The 16,627-nt window shown below is 71.9% G+C and carries 16 protein-coding genes; 6 read left to right on the top strand and 10 right to left on the bottom strand.

Going from position 1 to position 16,627, the window contains the following annotated elements; genetic code table 11:
* The first annotated feature begins 26 nt into the window (after positions 1-26).
* Entirely contained in the window at positions 27-2,015 is a 1,989-nt protein-coding gene (gene pknB, locus C7C45_RS14150) for a Stk1 family PASTA domain-containing Ser/Thr kinase (RefSeq protein ID WP_110564113.1), read from the top strand.
* Complete coding sequence (locus C7C45_RS14155; protein ID WP_110564114.1) at positions 2,015-2,887, top strand: deoxyribonuclease IV; 873 nt, start codon at positions 2,015-2,017, stop codon at positions 2,885-2,887. The genes pknB and C7C45_RS14155 overlap by 1 nt, the downstream gene beginning before the upstream one ends.
* Positions 2,888-3,022: 135 nt before the next feature.
* Here the strand turns inward: C7C45_RS14155 and C7C45_RS14160 are convergent, their stop codons facing one another.
* The 4 genes from C7C45_RS14160 to C7C45_RS14175 all read right to left on the bottom strand — a co-directional run bounded on the left by C7C45_RS14160 (position 3,023) and on the right by C7C45_RS14175 (position 7,978).
* Positions 3,023-4,048 (bottom strand): threonine aldolase family protein, encoded by a 1,026-nt coding sequence (locus C7C45_RS14160; RefSeq protein ID WP_425271138.1) that lies wholly within the window; start codon positions 4,046-4,048, stop codon positions 3,023-3,025.
* Between the two features lie 80 nt (positions 4,049-4,128).
* The gene (locus tag C7C45_RS14165) at positions 4,129-5,535 is read right to left on the bottom strand and encodes a class II 3-deoxy-7-phosphoheptulonate synthase (RefSeq protein WP_110564116.1); all 1,407 of its coding nucleotides are present in this window, start codon (positions 5,533-5,535) and stop codon (positions 4,129-4,131) included.
* An 87-nt stretch (positions 5,536-5,622) separates the two neighbouring features.
* A complete protein-coding gene (locus C7C45_RS14170; protein ID WP_110564117.1) occupies positions 5,623-6,132 on the bottom strand; it encodes a hypothetical protein in 510 nt (169 codons plus the stop codon).
* Positions 6,133-6,313: 181 nt separating this feature from the next.
* Positions 6,314-7,978: a glycosyl hydrolase family 18 protein gene (locus C7C45_RS14175; RefSeq protein ID WP_110564118.1), complete on the bottom strand. Its 1,665-nt coding sequence runs from the start codon at positions 7,976-7,978 to the stop codon at positions 6,314-6,316.
* A gap of 167 nt (positions 7,979-8,145) precedes the next feature.
* On the opposite strand from C7C45_RS14175, the gene C7C45_RS14180 reads away from it, so the two are divergent.
* Positions 8,146-8,640, top strand: coding sequence for a glutathione peroxidase (locus C7C45_RS14180; RefSeq protein ID WP_110564119.1), 495 nt, complete (start codon positions 8,146-8,148; stop codon positions 8,638-8,640).
* A gap of 576 nt (positions 8,641-9,216) precedes the next feature.
* Positions 9,217-9,891 carry an NADPH-dependent F420 reductase gene (locus C7C45_RS14185; RefSeq protein ID WP_110564120.1) on the top strand — a complete coding sequence of 225 codons (675 nt, stop codon included), beginning with the start codon at positions 9,217-9,219 and terminating at the stop codon, positions 9,889-9,891.
* A gap of 61 nt (positions 9,892-9,952) precedes the next feature.
* Here C7C45_RS14185 and C7C45_RS14190 read toward each other — a convergent pair whose 3' ends face one another.
* Both C7C45_RS14190 and C7C45_RS14195 read right to left on the bottom strand, forming a co-directional pair.
* Entirely contained in the window at positions 9,953-10,195 is a 243-nt protein-coding gene (locus tag C7C45_RS14190) for a hypothetical protein (RefSeq protein WP_146247318.1), read from the bottom strand.
* Positions 10,196-10,210: 15 nt separating this feature from the next.
* On the bottom strand, positions 10,211-11,809 hold the full coding sequence (locus C7C45_RS14195; RefSeq protein ID WP_110564122.1) for a glycosyltransferase 87 family protein: 1,599 nt from the start codon (positions 11,807-11,809) through the stop codon (positions 10,211-10,213).
* Positions 11,810-11,977: 168 nt separating this feature from the next.
* Here C7C45_RS14195 and C7C45_RS14200 point away from each other — a divergent pair, with 168 nt between their 5' ends.
* Positions 11,978-12,847 carry a DUF4397 domain-containing protein gene (locus C7C45_RS14200; RefSeq protein WP_110564123.1) on the top strand — a complete coding sequence of 290 codons (870 nt, stop codon included), beginning with the start codon at positions 11,978-11,980 and terminating at the stop codon, positions 12,845-12,847.
* Complete coding sequence (locus C7C45_RS14205; RefSeq protein ID WP_244200378.1) at positions 12,817-13,533, top strand: class F sortase; 717 nt, start codon at positions 12,817-12,819, stop codon at positions 13,531-13,533. Before C7C45_RS14200 ends, C7C45_RS14205 begins: the two co-directional genes overlap by 31 nt.
* A gap of 27 nt (positions 13,534-13,560) precedes the next feature.
* Here C7C45_RS14205 and C7C45_RS14210 read toward each other — a convergent pair whose 3' ends face one another.
* The 4 genes from C7C45_RS14210 to C7C45_RS14225 form a co-directional block, all read right to left on the bottom strand.
* Positions 13,561-13,911: a DUF2203 domain-containing protein gene (locus tag C7C45_RS14210; RefSeq protein ID WP_110564124.1), complete on the bottom strand. Its 351-nt coding sequence runs from the start codon at positions 13,909-13,911 to the stop codon at positions 13,561-13,563.
* A gap of 45 nt (positions 13,912-13,956) precedes the next feature.
* The gene (gene proC / locus C7C45_RS14215) at positions 13,957-14,775 is read right to left on the bottom strand and encodes a pyrroline-5-carboxylate reductase (protein WP_110564125.1); all 819 of its coding nucleotides are present in this window, start codon (positions 14,773-14,775) and stop codon (positions 13,957-13,959) included.
* Between the two features lie 72 nt (positions 14,776-14,847).
* A complete protein-coding gene (locus C7C45_RS14220) occupies positions 14,848-15,876 on the bottom strand; it encodes a 6-phosphofructokinase (RefSeq protein ID WP_110564192.1) in 1,029 nt (342 codons plus the stop codon).
* A gap of 170 nt (positions 15,877-16,046) precedes the next feature.
* Positions 16,047-16,550 carry a pyridoxamine 5'-phosphate oxidase family protein gene (locus tag C7C45_RS14225; RefSeq protein ID WP_110564126.1) on the bottom strand — a complete coding sequence of 168 codons (504 nt, stop codon included), beginning with the start codon at positions 16,548-16,550 and terminating at the stop codon, positions 16,047-16,049.
* Positions 16,551-16,627 lie beyond the last annotated feature (77 nt).

Consider the following 16,627-nt stretch of genomic DNA (forward strand, 5'->3'; position numbering starts at 1 on the left):
CCTCTGGACACATAGACTCCCTGCCGATGGACACACAGGTCGCCGACACGTTGCTGGGCTCGCTGATCGACGGGCGCTACCGCATTCGCGGTCGCGTGGCCCGTGGTGGCATGGCGACCGTGTACACCGCCACGGACGAACGCCTCGAGCGCACCGTCGCTGTCAAGATCATTCATCCGACCCAGGCACCCGAGGCCCGGGCCCGGATCGCCAACTTCGTGGCCCGGTTCACCGACGAGGCGAAGACCATCGCCCGGCTGACCCACCCGAACGTGGTGGCGGTCTACGACCAGGGCACCCACGCCGGTCTGCCATACCTGGTGATGGAGTACGTCCGCGGCCGTACCCTGCGGGACGTGCTGGCCGAGCGCCGCCGACTCAACCCGGACGAGGCGCTGGCCATCGCCGAGCAGATGCTCGCCGCGATCGCCGCCGCGCACCGGGCCGGTCTCGTTCATCGCGACGTCAAGCCGGAGAACGTTCTGGTCGCCGAGGCGCCCACCGGTGGTGTCGCCAATCTGGTCGACAGCGTCGTCAAGGTGGCCGACTTCGGGCTGGCCCGGGCGGTCGAGGCGAGCGCCGACGAGGAGCAGGGCAACCAGCTGATGGCCACCGTGGCGTACGTCGCCCCGGAGCTGGTCACCGAGGGCCGGGCCGATCCGCGCACCGACGTCTACTCCGCCGGCATCGTGCTGTTCGAGATGCTCACCGGCCGTGTGCCGTACGACGCGGACCGCCCGGTGGACGTCGCCTGGCAGCACGTCGACCGGGACGTGCCGGCACCCTCGACGTTGGTGCCCGGCCTGCCGCCGGTCCTCGACGACCTCGTGCAGCGGGCCACTCGGCGCGATCCCGACGCGCGGCCCGCCGATGCCAGCGCCCTGCTGGCCGAGGTGCAGGTTGCCCGGGATCGCCTGGGCGACGCCAACACCCGTACCGCCGTGCTCCGCCCGGTGACCGACGACGTGTCGCTCTCCCAGCCGACCATGATGGTCGCGACGGTCCGCCCGACCGACCGCCCGTCCTGGGCCCGGCTGCCCGAGGGGGGCGCCAGCCAGGGACCTGGTCGCCGTCGGGCCGCCCCGGAGCCGGCGGAGGGCCTGGGCGCCCGGCTCGCCGCGCTGCGCACCACGGTGTTGAGCAATCCACGCGGCCGGCTGGCCGTCGCGGCCGTGGTGGTGGTGCTGGGTCTGGTGGCCGCCGTCGGGGGTTGGTGGTTCGGCGCCGGCCGCTACACGACTGCTCCGCAGTTGGTGAGCCTGAACAAGGCCGAGGCGCAGGCGCAGGCCGATCGCGCCGGGCTCATCCTGAAGTACGGTGAGCCGCGTTTCGACGAGACCGCCCCGAAGGACAGCGTGCTGGGGCAGAGCCCGACGTCCACCAGCAAGATCGTCAAGGGTGGCACGATCACCCTGACCCTCTCGCTCGGCCCGGAGCGTTTCCCCGTGCCGGACGTGATCGGCAAGGAGTTCGAGCTTGCCGAGGCGGACCTGACCAACGTCAAGCTGGTGGTGGCCAAGGGCGCCGCCCGCTACGACGACACCCTGCCCGCCGGGGTCGTGCTGGACAGCTCCCCCAAGGTCGGCGCCGAGGTCAAACCGGGCGCCAAGATCACCCTCATCCTGAGCAAGGGCCGGGCGCCCGTGACAGTGCCGAACCTGGTCGGTAAGAGCCTGACCGACGCCAGGGCCGCCCTGGCCCAGCTCAACCTGGTGCTGGTGGAGACCTACAAGGATTCCGACAAGCCCAAGGACGAGGTCCTCGGTCAGAGCCCCGCCGACGGTGCCGGAGTGGAGAAGGGCACCCAGGTCAAGCTGGACGTCAGCAAGGGCCCGCCGTTCGTCGTCGTACCCCGGGTGATCGACCTGCCCTGTCAGCAGGCCAAGCAGGTGTTGGAGAGCCAGGGCTTCCCGGTGACGGTTGCGGTCAACCCGAACGCCGTGGCCCGAATCCAGCTCCCGGGCGAGAATTCGCAGGTGCCGCCGGGCACCCAGGTCGTCATCACGTGCTTCTGATGCCGACGATCCACTCGCGGCCGGTGGGCGCGCACACTCCCACCTCCGGTGGCCTGGCCAAGGCCGCCCTGCCGTACGTCGACACGACCGGCGCCCAGGTGGTGCAGGTCTACGTCTCCAACTCGCGGGGCTGGGCCCTGCCCGATGGTGACCCCGCACAGGACGCCCTGTTCCGCGACGGCTGCGCCGAGCGGGGCATTCCGGCGTTCATCCACGCCGCGCTGCTGGTCAACCTCGGGTCGCCCACCCCGGCGACGGTCGAGAAGTCGACGCAGACGCTGGCGCACGCGCTTCGTCGGGGCGTGGCGATCGGCGCTCAGGCGGTGGTGTTCCACGCGGGCAGTTCGGTGGACGAGGGGTACGCGGAGACGGCGATGCGCCAGGTCCGCCGGGAGTTGCTGCCGCTGCTGGACTGGGCCGCCGACGCTGGCGGGCCGATGTTGCTGGTCGAGCCGAGCGCGGGCGGGGGCCGGTCCCTCGCCTCCCGGGTGGAGCAGCTCGGGCCGTACCTGGACGCGGTGGACCGGCACCCCATGCTGGGGGTCTGCTTCGACACCTGCCACGCCTGGGCCGCCGGCCACGACCTGGCTGCCGAGGGCGGCATGACGGCGACCCTGGACACCCTGGTGGCCACGGTGGGTGCGGACCGGCTCCGGCTGATCCACGCCAACGACTCGAAGGATCTGTGCGGTTCGACCCGGGATCGGCACGAGAACATCGGCAAGGGCACCATCGGTGAGCCCGCCTTCGCCGAACTGATGGCCCACCCGGCCACCGCAGGCGTCCCGATCGTCGTGGAGACCCCGAGCGAGAAGCACGTGGGCCACACCGCCGACATAACCACCCTCACCCGCCTGTCCCCACCCGCCTAACCCACCCCGTCCCCCTCCCCTCCCCCTCTCCCGCCTTGGTGATCAAGAGGTTTGCGTCGTCCAACGACTGGAATCTGACGCAAATCTCTTGATCACCGGGGCGAGGGGGGTGGGGGTGGGAGTGGGCGGGTGGGGTTAGGCGGCGGCGAGGATGCGGGGTAGGGCTGCGACGGCGCGGTCGATGTCCGCGTCGCTGAGGCCCAGGTGGGTGACCAGGCGGGCGCTCCGGGGGCCGAGCACCGAGATCAGCACGCCCTCGGCCCGCGCGGCGGCGGCCAGGGTACGCGCGTCCAGGGCGTGCTTCGTGAGGTCCAGTGCGACCAGGTTGGTGCGGACCACGGTGGCGAGCACACCGAACGGCGCGACCGCCTCGGCGAGCCGGGCCGCCCGGGCATGGTCATCGGCCAGCCGGTCGACGTGGTGCGCGAGCGCGTACCGGCCGGCGGCGGCGAGGATGCCGGCCTGGCGCATGCCACCGCCCATCCTCTTACGGATCATCCGGGCGCGTTCGATCTTCTCCGCGCTGCCCACCACCAGCGAGCCGACCGGGGCGCCGAGGCCCTTGGAGAGGCACACCGACATGGTGTCGAAGAGCCGGCCGTACTCGATCAGGGGCACCCCGTCGGCAACGTGCGCGTGCCAGATCCGGGCGCCGTCGCAGTGCAGCGCGACGCCCGCGTCGTCGGCGACCCCGCGCAGCTTCTGCAGGGTGGACAGCGGAATCACCCCGCCGCCGCCGCGATTGTGGGTCTGCTCGACGGCGATCGCGCGGGTCGGGACGGCGAAGTAGCCGTCCGGACGGATCATCGCGGCCACCGCGTCCGGGTCGATGTCCGCGCCGACCGCAGGCCAGGTCCGCGAGGAGATCCCGCCGTACGCGGCAGCGGCACCGATCTCGTACGTGACCACATGCGCGTCGGCGTCACAGAGCAGCTCGTCGCCGGGCGACACCAGCAGTTGCAGGGCGATCTGGTTGGCCATCGACCCGCTCGGGGCGAACAGCGCCGCCTCGTGCCCGAACAACGCCGCGACCTCGGCCTCCAGCGCGTTGACGGTCGGGTCCTCGCCGTAGACGTCGTCACCGACCTCGGCGGTGGCCATCGCCTCCCGCATCCCGGCGGTGGGTCGGGTCACCGTGTCGGAACGCAGGTCCACGAACAGGTCAGTCACAGTTGTCCTTTCGGCTGCCGACTGCGGGGCTCGCAAGCTCAGCCACGGAGCCGGCTGCGGGGCTCGCAAGCTCAGCCACGGAGCATCTCGGCTACCAGGAAGGCCAGCTCCAACGACTGCTGGGTGTTGAGTCGCGGGTCGCAGGCGGTTTCGTACCGGTCGGGCAGGTCGAGATCCTCGATGCCCTGGGCGCCGCCGAGGCACTCGGTGACGTCCTCGCCGGTCAGTTCGACGTGCAGGCCACCGGGGTGGGTGTCCAGCCCTCGGTGTACCTCGAAGTAGCCGAGCACCTCGTCGACGATGCGGTCGAAGTGCCGGGTCTTGTAGCCGTTGGACGACTCGTGCGTGTTGCCGTGCATCGGGTCGCACTGCCAGACCACCTTGGCACCGGCGGCGGTGACCTTGGCGACGATCGGCGGCAGGGCGTCGCGCACCCGGTGGTTGCCCATCCGGCTGATCAGGGTGAGCCGGCCGGGGACGTTGTCCGGGTTGAGCTTCTCGCACAGCTCGATCGCCTCGTCCGGGGAGGTGGTCGGGCCGAGCTTGACGCCGATCGGGTTGGCGATCCGGGAGATGAAGTCGATGTGCGCCCCGCTGATCTGCCGGGTGCGCTCGCCGACCCAGAGGAAGTGCCCGGAGAGCCCGTACGCCCGCCGGTCGGAGACCCGGGTGAGTGCCCGGTCGTACTCCAGGGCGAGTGCCTCGTGGGAGCAGTAGAGGGTGACGGTGCGCAGCGCCTCGTCGTCGGTCATGCCGCAGGCCCGGATGAAGGCCAGCGCCCGGTCGATCTCCCGGGCGATCGCCTCGTAGCGCTCCCCGGCCGGGGAGTTCTTCACGAAGCCCTTGTTCCAGTCGTGCACGGCGTGCAGGTCGGCGAGCCCTCCGGCGAGGTACGCCCGGAGCATGTTCATCGCCGCCGCCGAGTTGGCGTACGCCCGGATCATGCGTTGTGGGTCGGCGATCCGGGCGGCCGGGTCGGCCTCCAGCGAATTGATCATGTCGCCGCGGTAGGCGGGCAGGCCCCGTGCGTCGGTGGGCAGCGAGCGGGGCTTGGTGTACTGCCCGGCGACCCGGGCGACCTTGACCACCGGCAGCGACGCACCGTAGGTGAGCACGATCGCCATCTGCAGCAGGGTGCGGGCGTTGGCCAGCAGGTGGCTCTCGGTGTTGTCGACGAACGTCTCGGCGCAGTCACCGCCCTGGAGCAGGAACGCCTTGCCCTCGCAGACCAGGGCGAGCTTCTGCCGGAGCTGGTCCACCTCGTAGGGCGCGACGACCGACGGCACGGTGTCGAGGACCTTGCAGACCTCGGCGACGGCGGCCGGGTCGGACCAGGGCGGGACCTGCTCGCGGGGCAGCTCCCGCCATCGGTCCAGGCCGAGCGCGGCGTCCTCGGCGGAGTCGACGGTCGGTCGGCTGGTCTGCAGGCCGGGGCTGCCCACCCCGGGATGGCTCAGCTGATGCCACTCATGGCGCATGACAGAAAGCGTACGGCGACGGTCGGGGTGCCCGGGAGGCGAGGGGGACGGTTCCGGCAGGTGGGAGATCAATCCGCCGGGCGCTGGTCAGGACGCGGGAGAGGGAACGACGCCGCCCGGCGCGGGGCTGGCGACCGGGCCGCCCGGCGCCTCCCCGGCGATGCACCAGTCGCTGCCGTCGCGGGTGACGGTGAACACCAGCGGCCGGACGACGGTGCGCTTGCCGGCGCTGACCGAGACCGAGACGCTGACCTCCTGCCCGCGCGGACCGGACCGGATGTCGGTGATGGCCGCCTCAGGCACCTGAAAATGATCGGCGAAGTCGCCGTTGGGGCCGGTGGCACCCAGGTCGAACCCGTCGTGCAGCAGCGCGCAGAGCTGACTGCGGCCGGCGGCGACGTCCTTGGCGGTCATCGCGTCGAGGTACGCCTGCACGCGCTCGCGGGAGCGGGCGGTGGCCTCCTCGGCGGGGGCTCGCGCGGGCTTGGCGGCCGGCTCGTCCTTGGCGCCGCCGCCGATCCCGCAGCCGACCAGGGCGACCGGCAGCAGCACCAGCCCTGCGGCCGTTGCCGCCAGCCTGCGGTGGGTCGGGCGCATGACCACCTCCGTCGACGCTGAGATCGAAACCTGCCGAGCCGGGAGTCTGCCACATCGAGCTGGCCCGACCCAACGCCGGCGGCCCAGCCGACGCTGGGCGTCGACCGGGCCGCTGTGTCACGGGCGGGGAGGGGCGGTGCGTGCCCCTCCCCGCCGTGTGGGTGGTACGTCGGCCTTCGGCTCAGCCGAGACCGCCCTTGATGGCGCCGATGAGCTCGCCGTTGCTGGTGTCACCGGAGAGCTCCCAGAAGAACGCGCCACCGAGGCCCTGGTTCTTCGCGTACTGCATCTTGCCGTTGATGGTCGACGGGGTGTCGTAGCTCCACCAGTTGCTGCCGCACTTGGCGTACGCGGTGCCGCCGACCGTGCCGGTGGCCGGGCAGGTGTTCTTGAGGACCTTGTAGTCCTCGATGCCCGCCTCGTAGGTGCCCGGTGCCGCGCCGGTGGCGCTGCCGCCCGGGGCGGCCTGGGTGACCCCGGTCCAGCCCCGGCCGTAGAACCCGATGCCGAGCAGCAGCTTGTTGGCCGGAACGCCCTTGCTCTTGAGCTTCTGGATCGCCGCGTCGGAGTTGAAGCCCTGCTGCGGGATGCCGGTGTACGAGGTGAGCGGGGAGTGCGGTGCCGTCGGACCCTGGGCGGCGAAGGCCCCGAAGTAGTCGTAGGTCATCGGCATCAGCCAGTTGAGGTTGCCGATGGCACCGGCATAGTCGGCGGCGTCGATCTTGCCGCCGTTGCTGCCGTCCGCGGTGATCGCGGCGGTGACCAGGGCGTTGGAGCCGAACCTCGACCGCAGCGCGCTGATCACGTTCTTGAACGCGTTCGGACCGCTGGTGTCACAGGTCAGGCCGCAGGCGTTGGGGTACTCCCAGTCGACGTCGATGCCGTCGAAGACGTCGGCCCAGCGTGGGTCCTCGACGAGGTTGTAGCAGCTCTCGGCGAAGGCGGTCGGGTTCTGCGCGGCCTGGGTGAAGCCGCCGGACCAGGTCCAGCCACCGAACGACCAGATCACCTTCAGGTTCGGGTTCAACTGCTTGAGCTTGCGTAGCTGGTTGAAGCTGCCGCGCAGCGGCTGGTCCCACGTGTCGGCGACGCCGTCCACGCTGTCCGCCGCCGTGTACGCCTTCTCGTAGTCGGCGTAGCTGTCACCGATGGCGCAGCGGCCACCGGTGGTGTTGCCGAAGGCGTACAGGATGTGGGTCAGTTTGGCGGCGGAGCCGCTGGTCTGGATGTTCTTGACGTGGTAGTTGCGCCCGTAGACGCCCCACTCGGCGAAGTAGCCGACGACCTTCTTGCCACCCGGGTTCGGCGGGTTGGTGGTCGGCGGCGCCGTGGTGGGCGGGGCGGTGGTGGGCGGGGCCGTGGTCGGCGGGGCGGTGGTCGGCGGGGCGGTGGTCGGCGGGGCGGTGGTCGGCGGCGGGGTCGTGGTCGGCGGGCTGGTGGGGGTGCCGCCGCCGCAGGGTGCGCCGTTGACGGTGCAGTTCAGCGGGGCCTTGAAGGTGCCGGTGCCGTTGTAACCCCAACTGAACGAGGCACCCGGGGCGAGGCCGCCGGCCCAGCTCTTCTTGACCGCGACGTAGTGGTTGCCGCTGCTGGTCACGTCGGCGTCCCAGGCGCTGCTGATGGTGGTGCCCGAAGGTAGGTCGAACTCGATGCGCCAGGTGGTGACGGTGGCAGTGGATCCGTTGGTGACGGTCACCTTCGTCTCGTGGCCGGTTCCCCAGTCCTGTGCCCTGGTGAACGTGGTGGTGACACTGCCGGCGCCGAACGCGGTGGTCATCGGCACCGCTGCGACGGTCACGGCGACCACGGCACCGGCCCAGAGGGCCCGGCGGAGCGATCTTTTCATGAGGCGTCTCCCGAACTGTTAGGAAACCTTCCAAAAGAGATGGTGAGACGGTACTCACGGCGTCATCACTTCGTCAAGATGTGCATGTTTCGATTTCCCTTGGTGCGTGGAGTGCCCTGCTCCGCCCGCCCCGGGGGCCCCGCCCGCCCGGCGCGTAGCCTCGGGCCATGACCGTCTTCGACATCCCGATCGACGCCCTGAACGGCGGCCCCGCCGACCTGACCCGCTACCGCGGGAAGGCGCTCCTGGTCGTCAACGTGGCCTCCCGCTGCGGCCTCACCCCGCAGTACGCCGGCCTCCAGACGCTCGCGGACTCCTACGCCGACCGCGGCCTGGTGGTCCTCGGCGTGCCCTGCAACCAGTTCGCGGGGCAGGAGCCGGGCAGCGCCGCCGAGATCAGCGACTTCTGCCAGGTCAACTACGGGGTCACCTTCCCGCTGACCGAGAAGGTCGACGTCAACGGTCCGGACCGGCACCCGCTCTACGCCGCGCTCGTGGACACCCCGGACGCCGACGGGCACACCGGGGACGTCCGGTGGAACTTCGAGAAGTTCCTGGTGGCCCCGGACGGCAGCGTCGCCGCACGCTTCGCCCCAACGGTCGAGCCCGACGCCAACGACCTGCGCACCGCAATCGAAAAGGCCCTACCCACCCCCGCCTGACTCACCCCGGCCGAGCGCCCCGCCCCGCCCGGACCGCCCGCCCCGCCCGGACCGCCCGCCCCGCCCGGACCGCCCGCCCCGCCCGGGCCGCCCGCCCCGCCTTGATCACGCTCGATCCAGGATGTAGTGGTCTCCCAACTCCCGGAAGCCACTACATCCTGGATCGAGCGCGATCTTGTCGGGCGGACGCCGCCGAGCCGCGGGCGCGGCAGGGCCGCGGACGCGGCGGACGCGGCAGGGCGGCGGACGCGGCGGACGCGGCAGGGCGGCGGACGCGGCGGACGCGGCAGGGCGGCGGGCGCTGGGCACCGGTGGGCTGCCACGACCACCCGGACGAATTGCTCGTCACCGGAGAGTGGCAGGTCCCCGGAGTGGCGGCTGGCGACCAGCGTGAGCAGTACGTTGTGCAGGACGGGCTCTCGGCGCAGCCAGGTGCCCGCCGTGGCGGCGATGGTCGCGAGATCTCGACGAGACAGCGCATGCCCGGCAGCGCAGCCGGTCGACACTCCGGGCAACCGGAATAACCCACTGCCTTGGTCGGGAATGCGTCGCGGGTGGACGGAGTTGGGAACCAGCATGACAACTGTGGGACTGATCGGCAGTGGCAACATCGGCGGCACCGTGGCCCGGCTGGCGGTGGACGCCGGCTACGACGTGGTGCTGAGCAACTCGCGGGGCCCGGAGACGCTGAAGGGCCTCGCCGACGAGTTGGGCGGGCACGCCAGCGCTGGCACCGTCCAGGACGCGGCGCAGGTCGGTGACCTGGTGGTGGTCAGCGTGCCACTGAAGGCGTACCGGGCGGTGCCCGTGGAGCCGCTGGCCGGCAAGGTCGTCATCGACACCAACAACTACTACCCGCAGCGCGACGGGGCCTTCCCGGAGCTGGACGCCGGCGAGATCACCAGCAGCGAGCTGCTGCAGAAGCACCTGCCGGAGGCCCGGGTGGTCAAGGTCTTCAACAACATCTTCTTCAAGCACCTGGCCGCGCTGCCGCGGCCGTCCGGCGCGGCAGACCGCAGCGCCCTCGCGATCGCCGGCGACGACGCCGCCGCGAAGGCCGAGGTGACGGCCTTCCTCGACCGGATCGGTTACGACGCGGTCGACGCCGGGTCGTTGGCCGAGGGGTGGCGCTACCAGCCGGACACCCCGGCGTACGGCACGATCTACTCCGCCGACCCGACGGACTGGGAGCACCCGGCCCAGGGCGACGCCGAGAAGCTGCGCGCCGCCCTGGCCGCCGCGACCCGCTGAGCAACGCCGCCGGGTGGGCCATCTTCGGCTCGCCCGGCGACCGGTCGGCGCCGCGCCAACCTCATGAGGAGTGGCACTCCTCTTCCAGCCATTCGACGCGCCATTCCATGAGACGGACGAGGTTGGTCAACTCCTCCCGGTCCTTGGCCCAGTAATCTCCTCCGTCGGAGGGACTTTCCAGGTCATCTACCAGGTAGACGTAATACCGGCCGGTGACCTCGGCGTCGAAGTGGACGTGCACGAGGTATCCCTCGTTCTCCCCGGCCACGATCCGGCCGTACCTGTCAAGCGGAATTTCCGACACCGCGCACAGCCTCCGCTACCAGGTGGTGGTGCGGAGGGCGGCGGCGAGTTCGTCGTCGTAGCTGGCGATCGGCTGGCCGTCCGAGGCGTACGCGAGGAGTCGGCCCTGGGCCATGTTCGCCGAGCGGAACGAGAACGTCCGCGTCCCCGGATAGGCGTCGAGCAGGGGGATCACCCGAGGTGCCCCGCCCGGCGCCGAGTAGTACTCCAGTCTGGCCACCTGCGGTGAGACCACGCCGTTGACCCGGACCTTGGTCTTCTCGGCGCGGGTGCCGAAGGTGACCGGCGCGTCGGTGCCGTAGGCGGCGCATTCGACCGGGCCACGGCAGACGAAGAAGTATCGCGGGTTGGCCACGTCGTCGAGGGCGTACGCCTTGAAGGTCGGGTCGGCCCCGGCGGGCAACGGCTGCACGGCGAAGAAGGCGACCGCCACCGCAGCCGTGACGCCCACCCGCAGCCAGCCCCTCCCGGCCGGCCGCCGGTTCGTCCGAGCGGCGGCGACCGCGACACCACCGAAGCCGACCAGACACAGCAGGCACACCCCGACGGCGCGGGCGTTCTCGAAGAGGAACTGCACGCCCGGCCGCATCGACACCGGGCTGAGGACCGCGCCCAACGAGACGACCATGGCGATGAGCAGCGCGGCGCCAGCGGCCCGCTGGGTGACGCCCGACGCGCCGATCAGCAGCATCGCCGCGAGCACCGGCCACACCTGGTGGTGGGTCCAGGACACCGGGGACGCGGCGATGGTGGCGCAGCCGACCAGCACGGCCGCGTGCCCCGGGCGGCCCCCCGACGTCAGGTGCCGGGCCCGCAGCAGCGCCGCCGCGCAGATGAGCGCCACCAGGGCGGCCCAGAGCAGTGGCAGCGCCGACTCGTCGACGCCGACGCGCAGCAGCATTCCGTGCACGGACTGGTTGCCCAGCGAAGCCAGGTTGCCGATCCGCGAGGTCTGCCGCACCGCCTCGCCCCAGTAGGTCCAGCTCTCGCCTGGCAACACGAGCGCGGCGAGACCCGCGCAGGCCACGAACGTCGCCACCGCCCGGCCCGCGTCGCGGTAGCGGCCGGTGACGAGGAAGTAGACCACGAACAGCAGTGGGGTCAGCTTGATCGCCGCGGCGACCCCGACCAGCACCCCGCGCGGTCGGGGTGGGACGGCGCCCATCCCGTCCAGCAGGGCCATCAGCACGATGAAGATGCTGACCTGGCCGAAGCGCAGGTTGCTCTGCACCGGCGCGGAGAGCATCAGCACGGTGGCCGCCACCGCCACGACGAGCGGCCGCCGGGACTGCCGGGTGGTGAGCGCGACACCGACGGCCCCGGCGATGGCGACGACGGCCGCGCAGGTCGCGACCAGCCAGATCCCCTGCAGTACGCCCTCGCTCACGGCGGTGATCGGCCCCAGCGCGAGAGCGGCGAACGGGGGGTAGGTGAACGGCCCGCCGTTGTCCGCCGCGTATTCGTACAGCGGCCGACCGCTGTGCAGGTCGGACAGCGCGCCGTAGTAGATGTGCAGGTCGGAGAGGCGATCCGGACGCCGGAGAACGAGCACACAGGACACCAGCGCGACGACCACGAAGGCCGCCCACATCAACGCCACCCGGCGATCCCGCATCGACAGATGATAGGGGACTCCGACTGTCGAATTCGGCCCGCTCGGCGGCAGATACGGGGTGGAACGCGGCGCAAAAACATCCTTTCGGCAACTTGCGCTGGAGTCCCGCAAACGAGACCCTGTTCTCTGGGTTGCCGCCCGCTCACCGAACGTGCTTCCGGAGGCGACATGCACACGCTCCGTACCGTGCCCCGCCGGCTGCTGGCCGGCTCCGGCGCGCTTCTGCTCGGCACCGCCCTCGCCGCCGCCGGCACGCCCGTGCCGGCCAGCGCCGCGACCGCTGTGGACGGCGTCGGATACGTCCGGCTCGCCCACCTCTCCCCCGACACCCCGGCCGTCGACGTCTACCTGGCCGCGCCGGGCGCCGCCAAGCCGAGGGTATTCAACGGGGTCGGCTACGGCGTGGTCTCCGACTATCTGAAGCTGGCACCCGGTCGGTACGCGGTGGCGATGCGCGAGGCCGGCGCCCCCGCCAGCGATCCCCCGGTGCTCACCACCGAGGTCGCGGTGACCAGTGGTGAGGCCTACACGGTGGCCGGTGTCGGCCGGCACGCCGACCTGGGGCTGCGGGTGCTCAACGATGACCTCAGCGCGCCCACGCAGGGCCACGCCAAGGTGCGGGTCGTGCAGGCCTCGGTGCGTACCCCGGTGCTGGACGTGGCCGCCGCCGACGGCCCGGTGATCGCCAACGGCGTGCAGTTCGCGACCACGACCGATTACCAGCAGGTCGAGCCGGGCAGTTTTCGGCTGCGGCTGACGGGTGCCGCTGGGCCGAGCGCCGACGCCGAGGTGCGGCTCACCGGCGGCGCGGTCTACTCACTGCTGGTGCTCGACGCGAAACAGGGCGGGCTCACCGCTGAGCTGCGCCGCGACGCCGAGGGCGGCACCGTCGTCCCCGCCGGCGGGGTGGACACCGGCGCCGGCGGCACCGCCCGGGCCGGGTTCGGCGCGTACCCCCTGGTGGCCGGCGGGTTGGCCGCGGCGGCCGTCGCGGTGACCCTGCTGTTGTGGCGCCGGCGGCGGCGCACCACCTGGTGAACGACGGGCCCGACGCGTCGATCCGGCGGCACCGCGACCGGCGGGTGCCGTTGGCCGCGCTGGTCGCGGCCGGCGCGGCGGTCTGCCTGGCCGCCGGCACCGGGGTCGAGCTGGCCACCGGCGACTCGGCGCCCGGCGCGGCCCCGCCGATGGCGAGCTGGTACCCCGGCTGCACCGACGCCTGTCCGTCCGTGGCCGCGGCGCCCGTGCCGCAGGGTCCACCCACCCGGGTACGCGTCAACCGCATCGGTGTCGACACCGCGCTCACCGTGTTGGGCCTGGACCGCGCGGGTGCGCTGATCCCGCCGAGCGACTTCGACGTCGCCGGCTGGTACGGCGGCGGCCCGGCACCCGGCGACGTCGGCCCGGCCGTGCTCGCCGGGCATCTGGACTCGCGGCGCGGCCCGGCGGTGTTCGCCCGCCTCGGTGAGCTGCGCCCCGGTGATCGGGTGGAGGTGTGGCGCGGCGGGCAGCGGCTGTCGTTCCGGGTGACCGGGTCGCTGCGTACCCGCAAGGACCGCTTTCCCACCGAAGCGGTCTACGGGCCGACGCCGGGTGCGGAGTTACGCCTGGTCACCTGCGGGGGCGACTTCGACCGGCGCAGCGGGCACTACCGGGACAACGTGGTGGTCTTCGCGGTGACCGAGGCCGCCAGCGCGGTGCTGCCGGAATCCGCCGCGGGTTAGGTCGCCGGTCGGCAGCCAGGTACGGCGTCAGAGCGGGCGGCGGCCGGCGAAACCGCACTCGGCCCGGTGATACCAGCGCACGTCGGAGTCGCCCTCCAGCCAGCACCAGAGCACGGCGCGGCCGGCCCGCTCGCCGGGGAAGTCGAGCAGAACCGGGGCGATGCCCTTGACCTGGATGTCGTGCTGGTGCAGCTCGTCGACGACGGCGTGCAGCCGGGCCTCCAGCCCCTTCACCTCGGCCAGCCCGCCGAGCGCGCTCACGCCGTGGTCGGCCAGGTCGGCGCGCAGCTCGGCCAGGTCGGCCCGGACCCGGATCAGCTCGTCGACGCGCGGCTGCAGGGTGGCCACCAGGTGCCGGGCCTGGGCGAGTGTGAACACGGGGCCAGTATGCGGCACGCACCGCCCCGCGACGCGCCCGGACGATCAGTCGGCCTGGGCCGCCAGCTCGCGGCCGCGATCCCGGGCAGCCTCCAGCGCCGCGAGCAGCGCCGCCCGTACGCCGTGCTTCTCCAGCTCACGGATCGCGGAGATGGTGGTGCCGGCCGGTGAGGTGACCGCCTCGCGCAGCTTGACCGGGTGCTCACCGGAGTCGCGGAGCATCACCGCGGCGCCGATCGCGGTCTGCACGATCAGCTCGTGCGCCACCTGCCGGGGCAGCCCGAGCAGGATCCCCGCGTCGATCATCGCCTCGACGAGCAGGTAGAAGTAGGCCGGGCCGGAGCCGGAGAGCGCGGTGACCGCGTCCTGTTGCGATTCCGGCACCCGGATCGTCTGCCCGAGCGGCTTGAACATCTCCTCGGCCAACGCCAGGTGCGCCCCGGTGGCGTACGCGCCCGCCGAGATCGCGGTCATCGCCTCGTCGACAAGCGCCGGGGTGTTGGTCATCACCCGTACCACCGGGGTGCCCTCGGGCAGCCGGCGGTTGAAGAAGCTGGTGGGCAGACCGGCGCAGAGCGAGATGACGAGCTTGTCCGCCGGCACCTTGGGGCCGATCTCGTCGAGCAGCGCGGCGGCGTCCTGCGGCTTCACCGAGACCGCGAGCACCGCCGCCTCGTCCACCGCGGTCAGGTTGTCGACGACCCGTACGCCGTAGCGGGCGGTCAACTCCTCCGCGCGAGCCGGCCGGCGGGCGGTGGCCAGCAGCCGGTCCACCGGCCATCCCGAGCGCAGCAGCCCGGAGAGCATCAGCTCACCGATCTTGCCCGCGCCGATCACCGCGACCGTGTGTACCTCGGCTGACATCTCGGCCGTACCCCTCTCGCGTCGGGTCACGGCGCGGCGGACCCGCAGGCCCGCCGCGCCGCCGACCGTCGATCAGCTGCCGAAGAAGACCTCGGCCTCGGCGTACCGCTCCAGCGGCACGGTCTTCAGCTCGCGGGTGGCCTCCGCGAGGGGCACCCGGACGATGTCGGTGCTCTGCATCGCGACCATCTTGCCCCAGTCACCGTCGTTGACCGCGTCGATGGCCTGCAGGCCCAGGCGGGTGGCGAGCACCCGGTCGAAGGCGGTCGGGGTGCCACCGCGCTGGATGTGGCCCAGCACCACGGTGCGGGCCTCCTTGCCGGTCTTGGCCTCCAGCTGCTCGGCGAGCCACTGGCCGATGCCGCCGAGGCGGACGTGACCGAACGAGTCCAGCTCCTGGTTGGCGAGGACCATCTGGCCGTCCAGCGGCTGGGCGCCCTCGGCGACCACGACGATCGGGGCGTACTGGTGCTGGAAGCGCTTCTCGACGTAGCCGGCCACCTGGTCGACGTCGAACTGCCGCTCGGGCAGCAGGATCACGTTCGCGCCGCCGGCCAGGCCGGCGTGCAGGGCGATCCAGCCGGCGTGCCGGCCCATCACCTCGACGACCAGGGTGCGGTGGTGGCTCTCCGCGGTGGTGTGCAGGCGGTCGATGGCCTCCATCGCGATGTTGACCGCGGTGTCGAAGCCGAAGGTGTAGTCGGTGGCGCCGAGGTCGTTGTCGATCGTCTTCGGCACGCCGACCACGTGCACGCCCAGTTCGTAGAGCTTGGTGGCCACGCCGAGGGTGTCCTCGCCGCCGATCGCGATCAGCGCGTCCACGCCCTGCGCGGCGAGGTTGTCCTTGATCCGCTCGACGCCGTTCTCGATCTTGAACGGGTTGGTCCGGGACGAGCCGAGGATGGTGCCGCCACGGGGCAGGATGCCACGGACGTCCGCGATGCCCAGGGGCCGGGACAGGCCCTCCAGCGGGCCCTTCCAGCCGTCCCGGAAGCCCACGAACTCGTGACCGTAAGTGGCGACGCCCTTGCGGACCACCGCCCGGATGACCGCGTTGAGACCGGGGCAGTCGCCGCCGCCGGTGAGCACGCCGATACGCATGATCCGCTCATCCTCCTGGAGCATCAGGTAAAGCCCGATATGCCCCAGGGTATGTGTCAGGTCAGACCATCGGCGCCGTTGCCGGCCCGGGGCGGGCCGTCACTGCGCACTGTAGTCGGCCCGCCGGTCCGGCGACAGCGCGCCCCGGGGCGCGGGCCCACGAACGCCGCTCAGAAGGTCACCTCGTGGTTCTCGCCGACCTCCGGCGGCTGGCCGGTGACCGCGGCCTTCGCGTAGCCGAGCAGGTTGACCACCGTGCTGCTCGGCGAGTCCCAGTACTCGGCGGAGCTGGCGTGCACCTTGATCAACGTGAGGCCGGGAGTGTCCAGCCCATCGGGAAACCACGCCTTGAGCAGCGGGTTCCACAGTCGCTCGGCGCGGGCCCGATCGAACCCCTCGGTGGCGGTGCCGGAGACCGACACCCAGGCGTGGTGTTTCTGGTCGGAGAAGGCGACGTTGACCTCCGGGTTCACCCGGAGCTGGCGGACCTTGGCCGAGTCGGCGTAGGCGAAGAACCACAGGTCGCCGTCGAACTCGGCCTCCTGGAGCCCCATCGGCCGGCTCACCTGCCGCCCGTCCAGAGCAATCGTGGTGAGCATGCAGATCCGCGCGGCCCGGGCCAGCTCGGTCACCCGTGCGCGGGCCTCGGCGGCGCTCGTCGGCTGGTTGCTCATGGCACACTCCCTCGGCTCGACTGATCGAACCGTTGCCCGGGACAGAACCGGTCAAACCTGCAACGGTACGACCGCCA

Origin of the sequence: Micromonospora arborensis (assembly GCF_003205615.1) — a bacterium.
In the GTDB taxonomy this organism is placed as follows: Bacteria; Actinomycetota; Actinomycetes; order Mycobacteriales; family Micromonosporaceae; genus Micromonospora; species Micromonospora arborensis.

Coding starts and splice junctions, on each gene's coding strand:
- C7C45_RS14175 (WP_110564118.1), bottom strand. CDS start 7,978: ATGAAAAGATCGCTCCGCCGGGCCCTCTGGGCCGGTGCCGTGGTCGCC.
- C7C45_RS14170 (WP_110564117.1), bottom strand. CDS start 6,132: ATGCGCCCGACCCACCGCAGGCTGGCGGCAACGGCCGCAGGGCTGGTG.
- C7C45_RS14185 (WP_110564120.1), top strand. CDS start 9,217: ATGACAACTGTGGGACTGATCGGCAGTGGCAACATCGGCGGCACCGTG.
- C7C45_RS14195 (WP_110564122.1), bottom strand. CDS start 11,809: ATGCGGGATCGCCGGGTGGCGTTGATGTGGGCGGCCTTCGTGGTCGTC.
- C7C45_RS14180 (WP_110564119.1), top strand. CDS start 8,146: ATGACCGTCTTCGACATCCCGATCGACGCCCTGAACGGCGGCCCCGCC.
- C7C45_RS14220 (WP_110564192.1), bottom strand. CDS start 15,876: ATGCGTATCGGCGTGCTCACCGGCGGCGGCGACTGCCCCGGTCTCAAC.
- C7C45_RS14225 (WP_110564126.1), bottom strand. CDS start 16,550: ATGAGCAACCAGCCGACGAGCGCCGCCGAGGCCCGCGCACGGGTGACC.
- pknB (WP_110564113.1), top strand. CDS start 27: ATGGACACACAGGTCGCCGACACGTTGCTGGGCTCGCTGATCGACGGG.
- proC (WP_110564125.1), bottom strand. CDS start 14,775: ATGTCAGCCGAGGTACACACGGTCGCGGTGATCGGCGCGGGCAAGATC.
- C7C45_RS14165 (WP_110564116.1), bottom strand. CDS start 5,535: ATGCGCCATGAGTGGCATCAGCTGAGCCATCCCGGGGTGGGCAGCCCC.
- C7C45_RS14200 (WP_110564123.1), top strand. CDS start 11,978: ATGCACACGCTCCGTACCGTGCCCCGCCGGCTGCTGGCCGGCTCCGGC.
- C7C45_RS14155 (WP_110564114.1), top strand. CDS start 2,015: ATGCCGACGATCCACTCGCGGCCGGTGGGCGCGCACACTCCCACCTCC.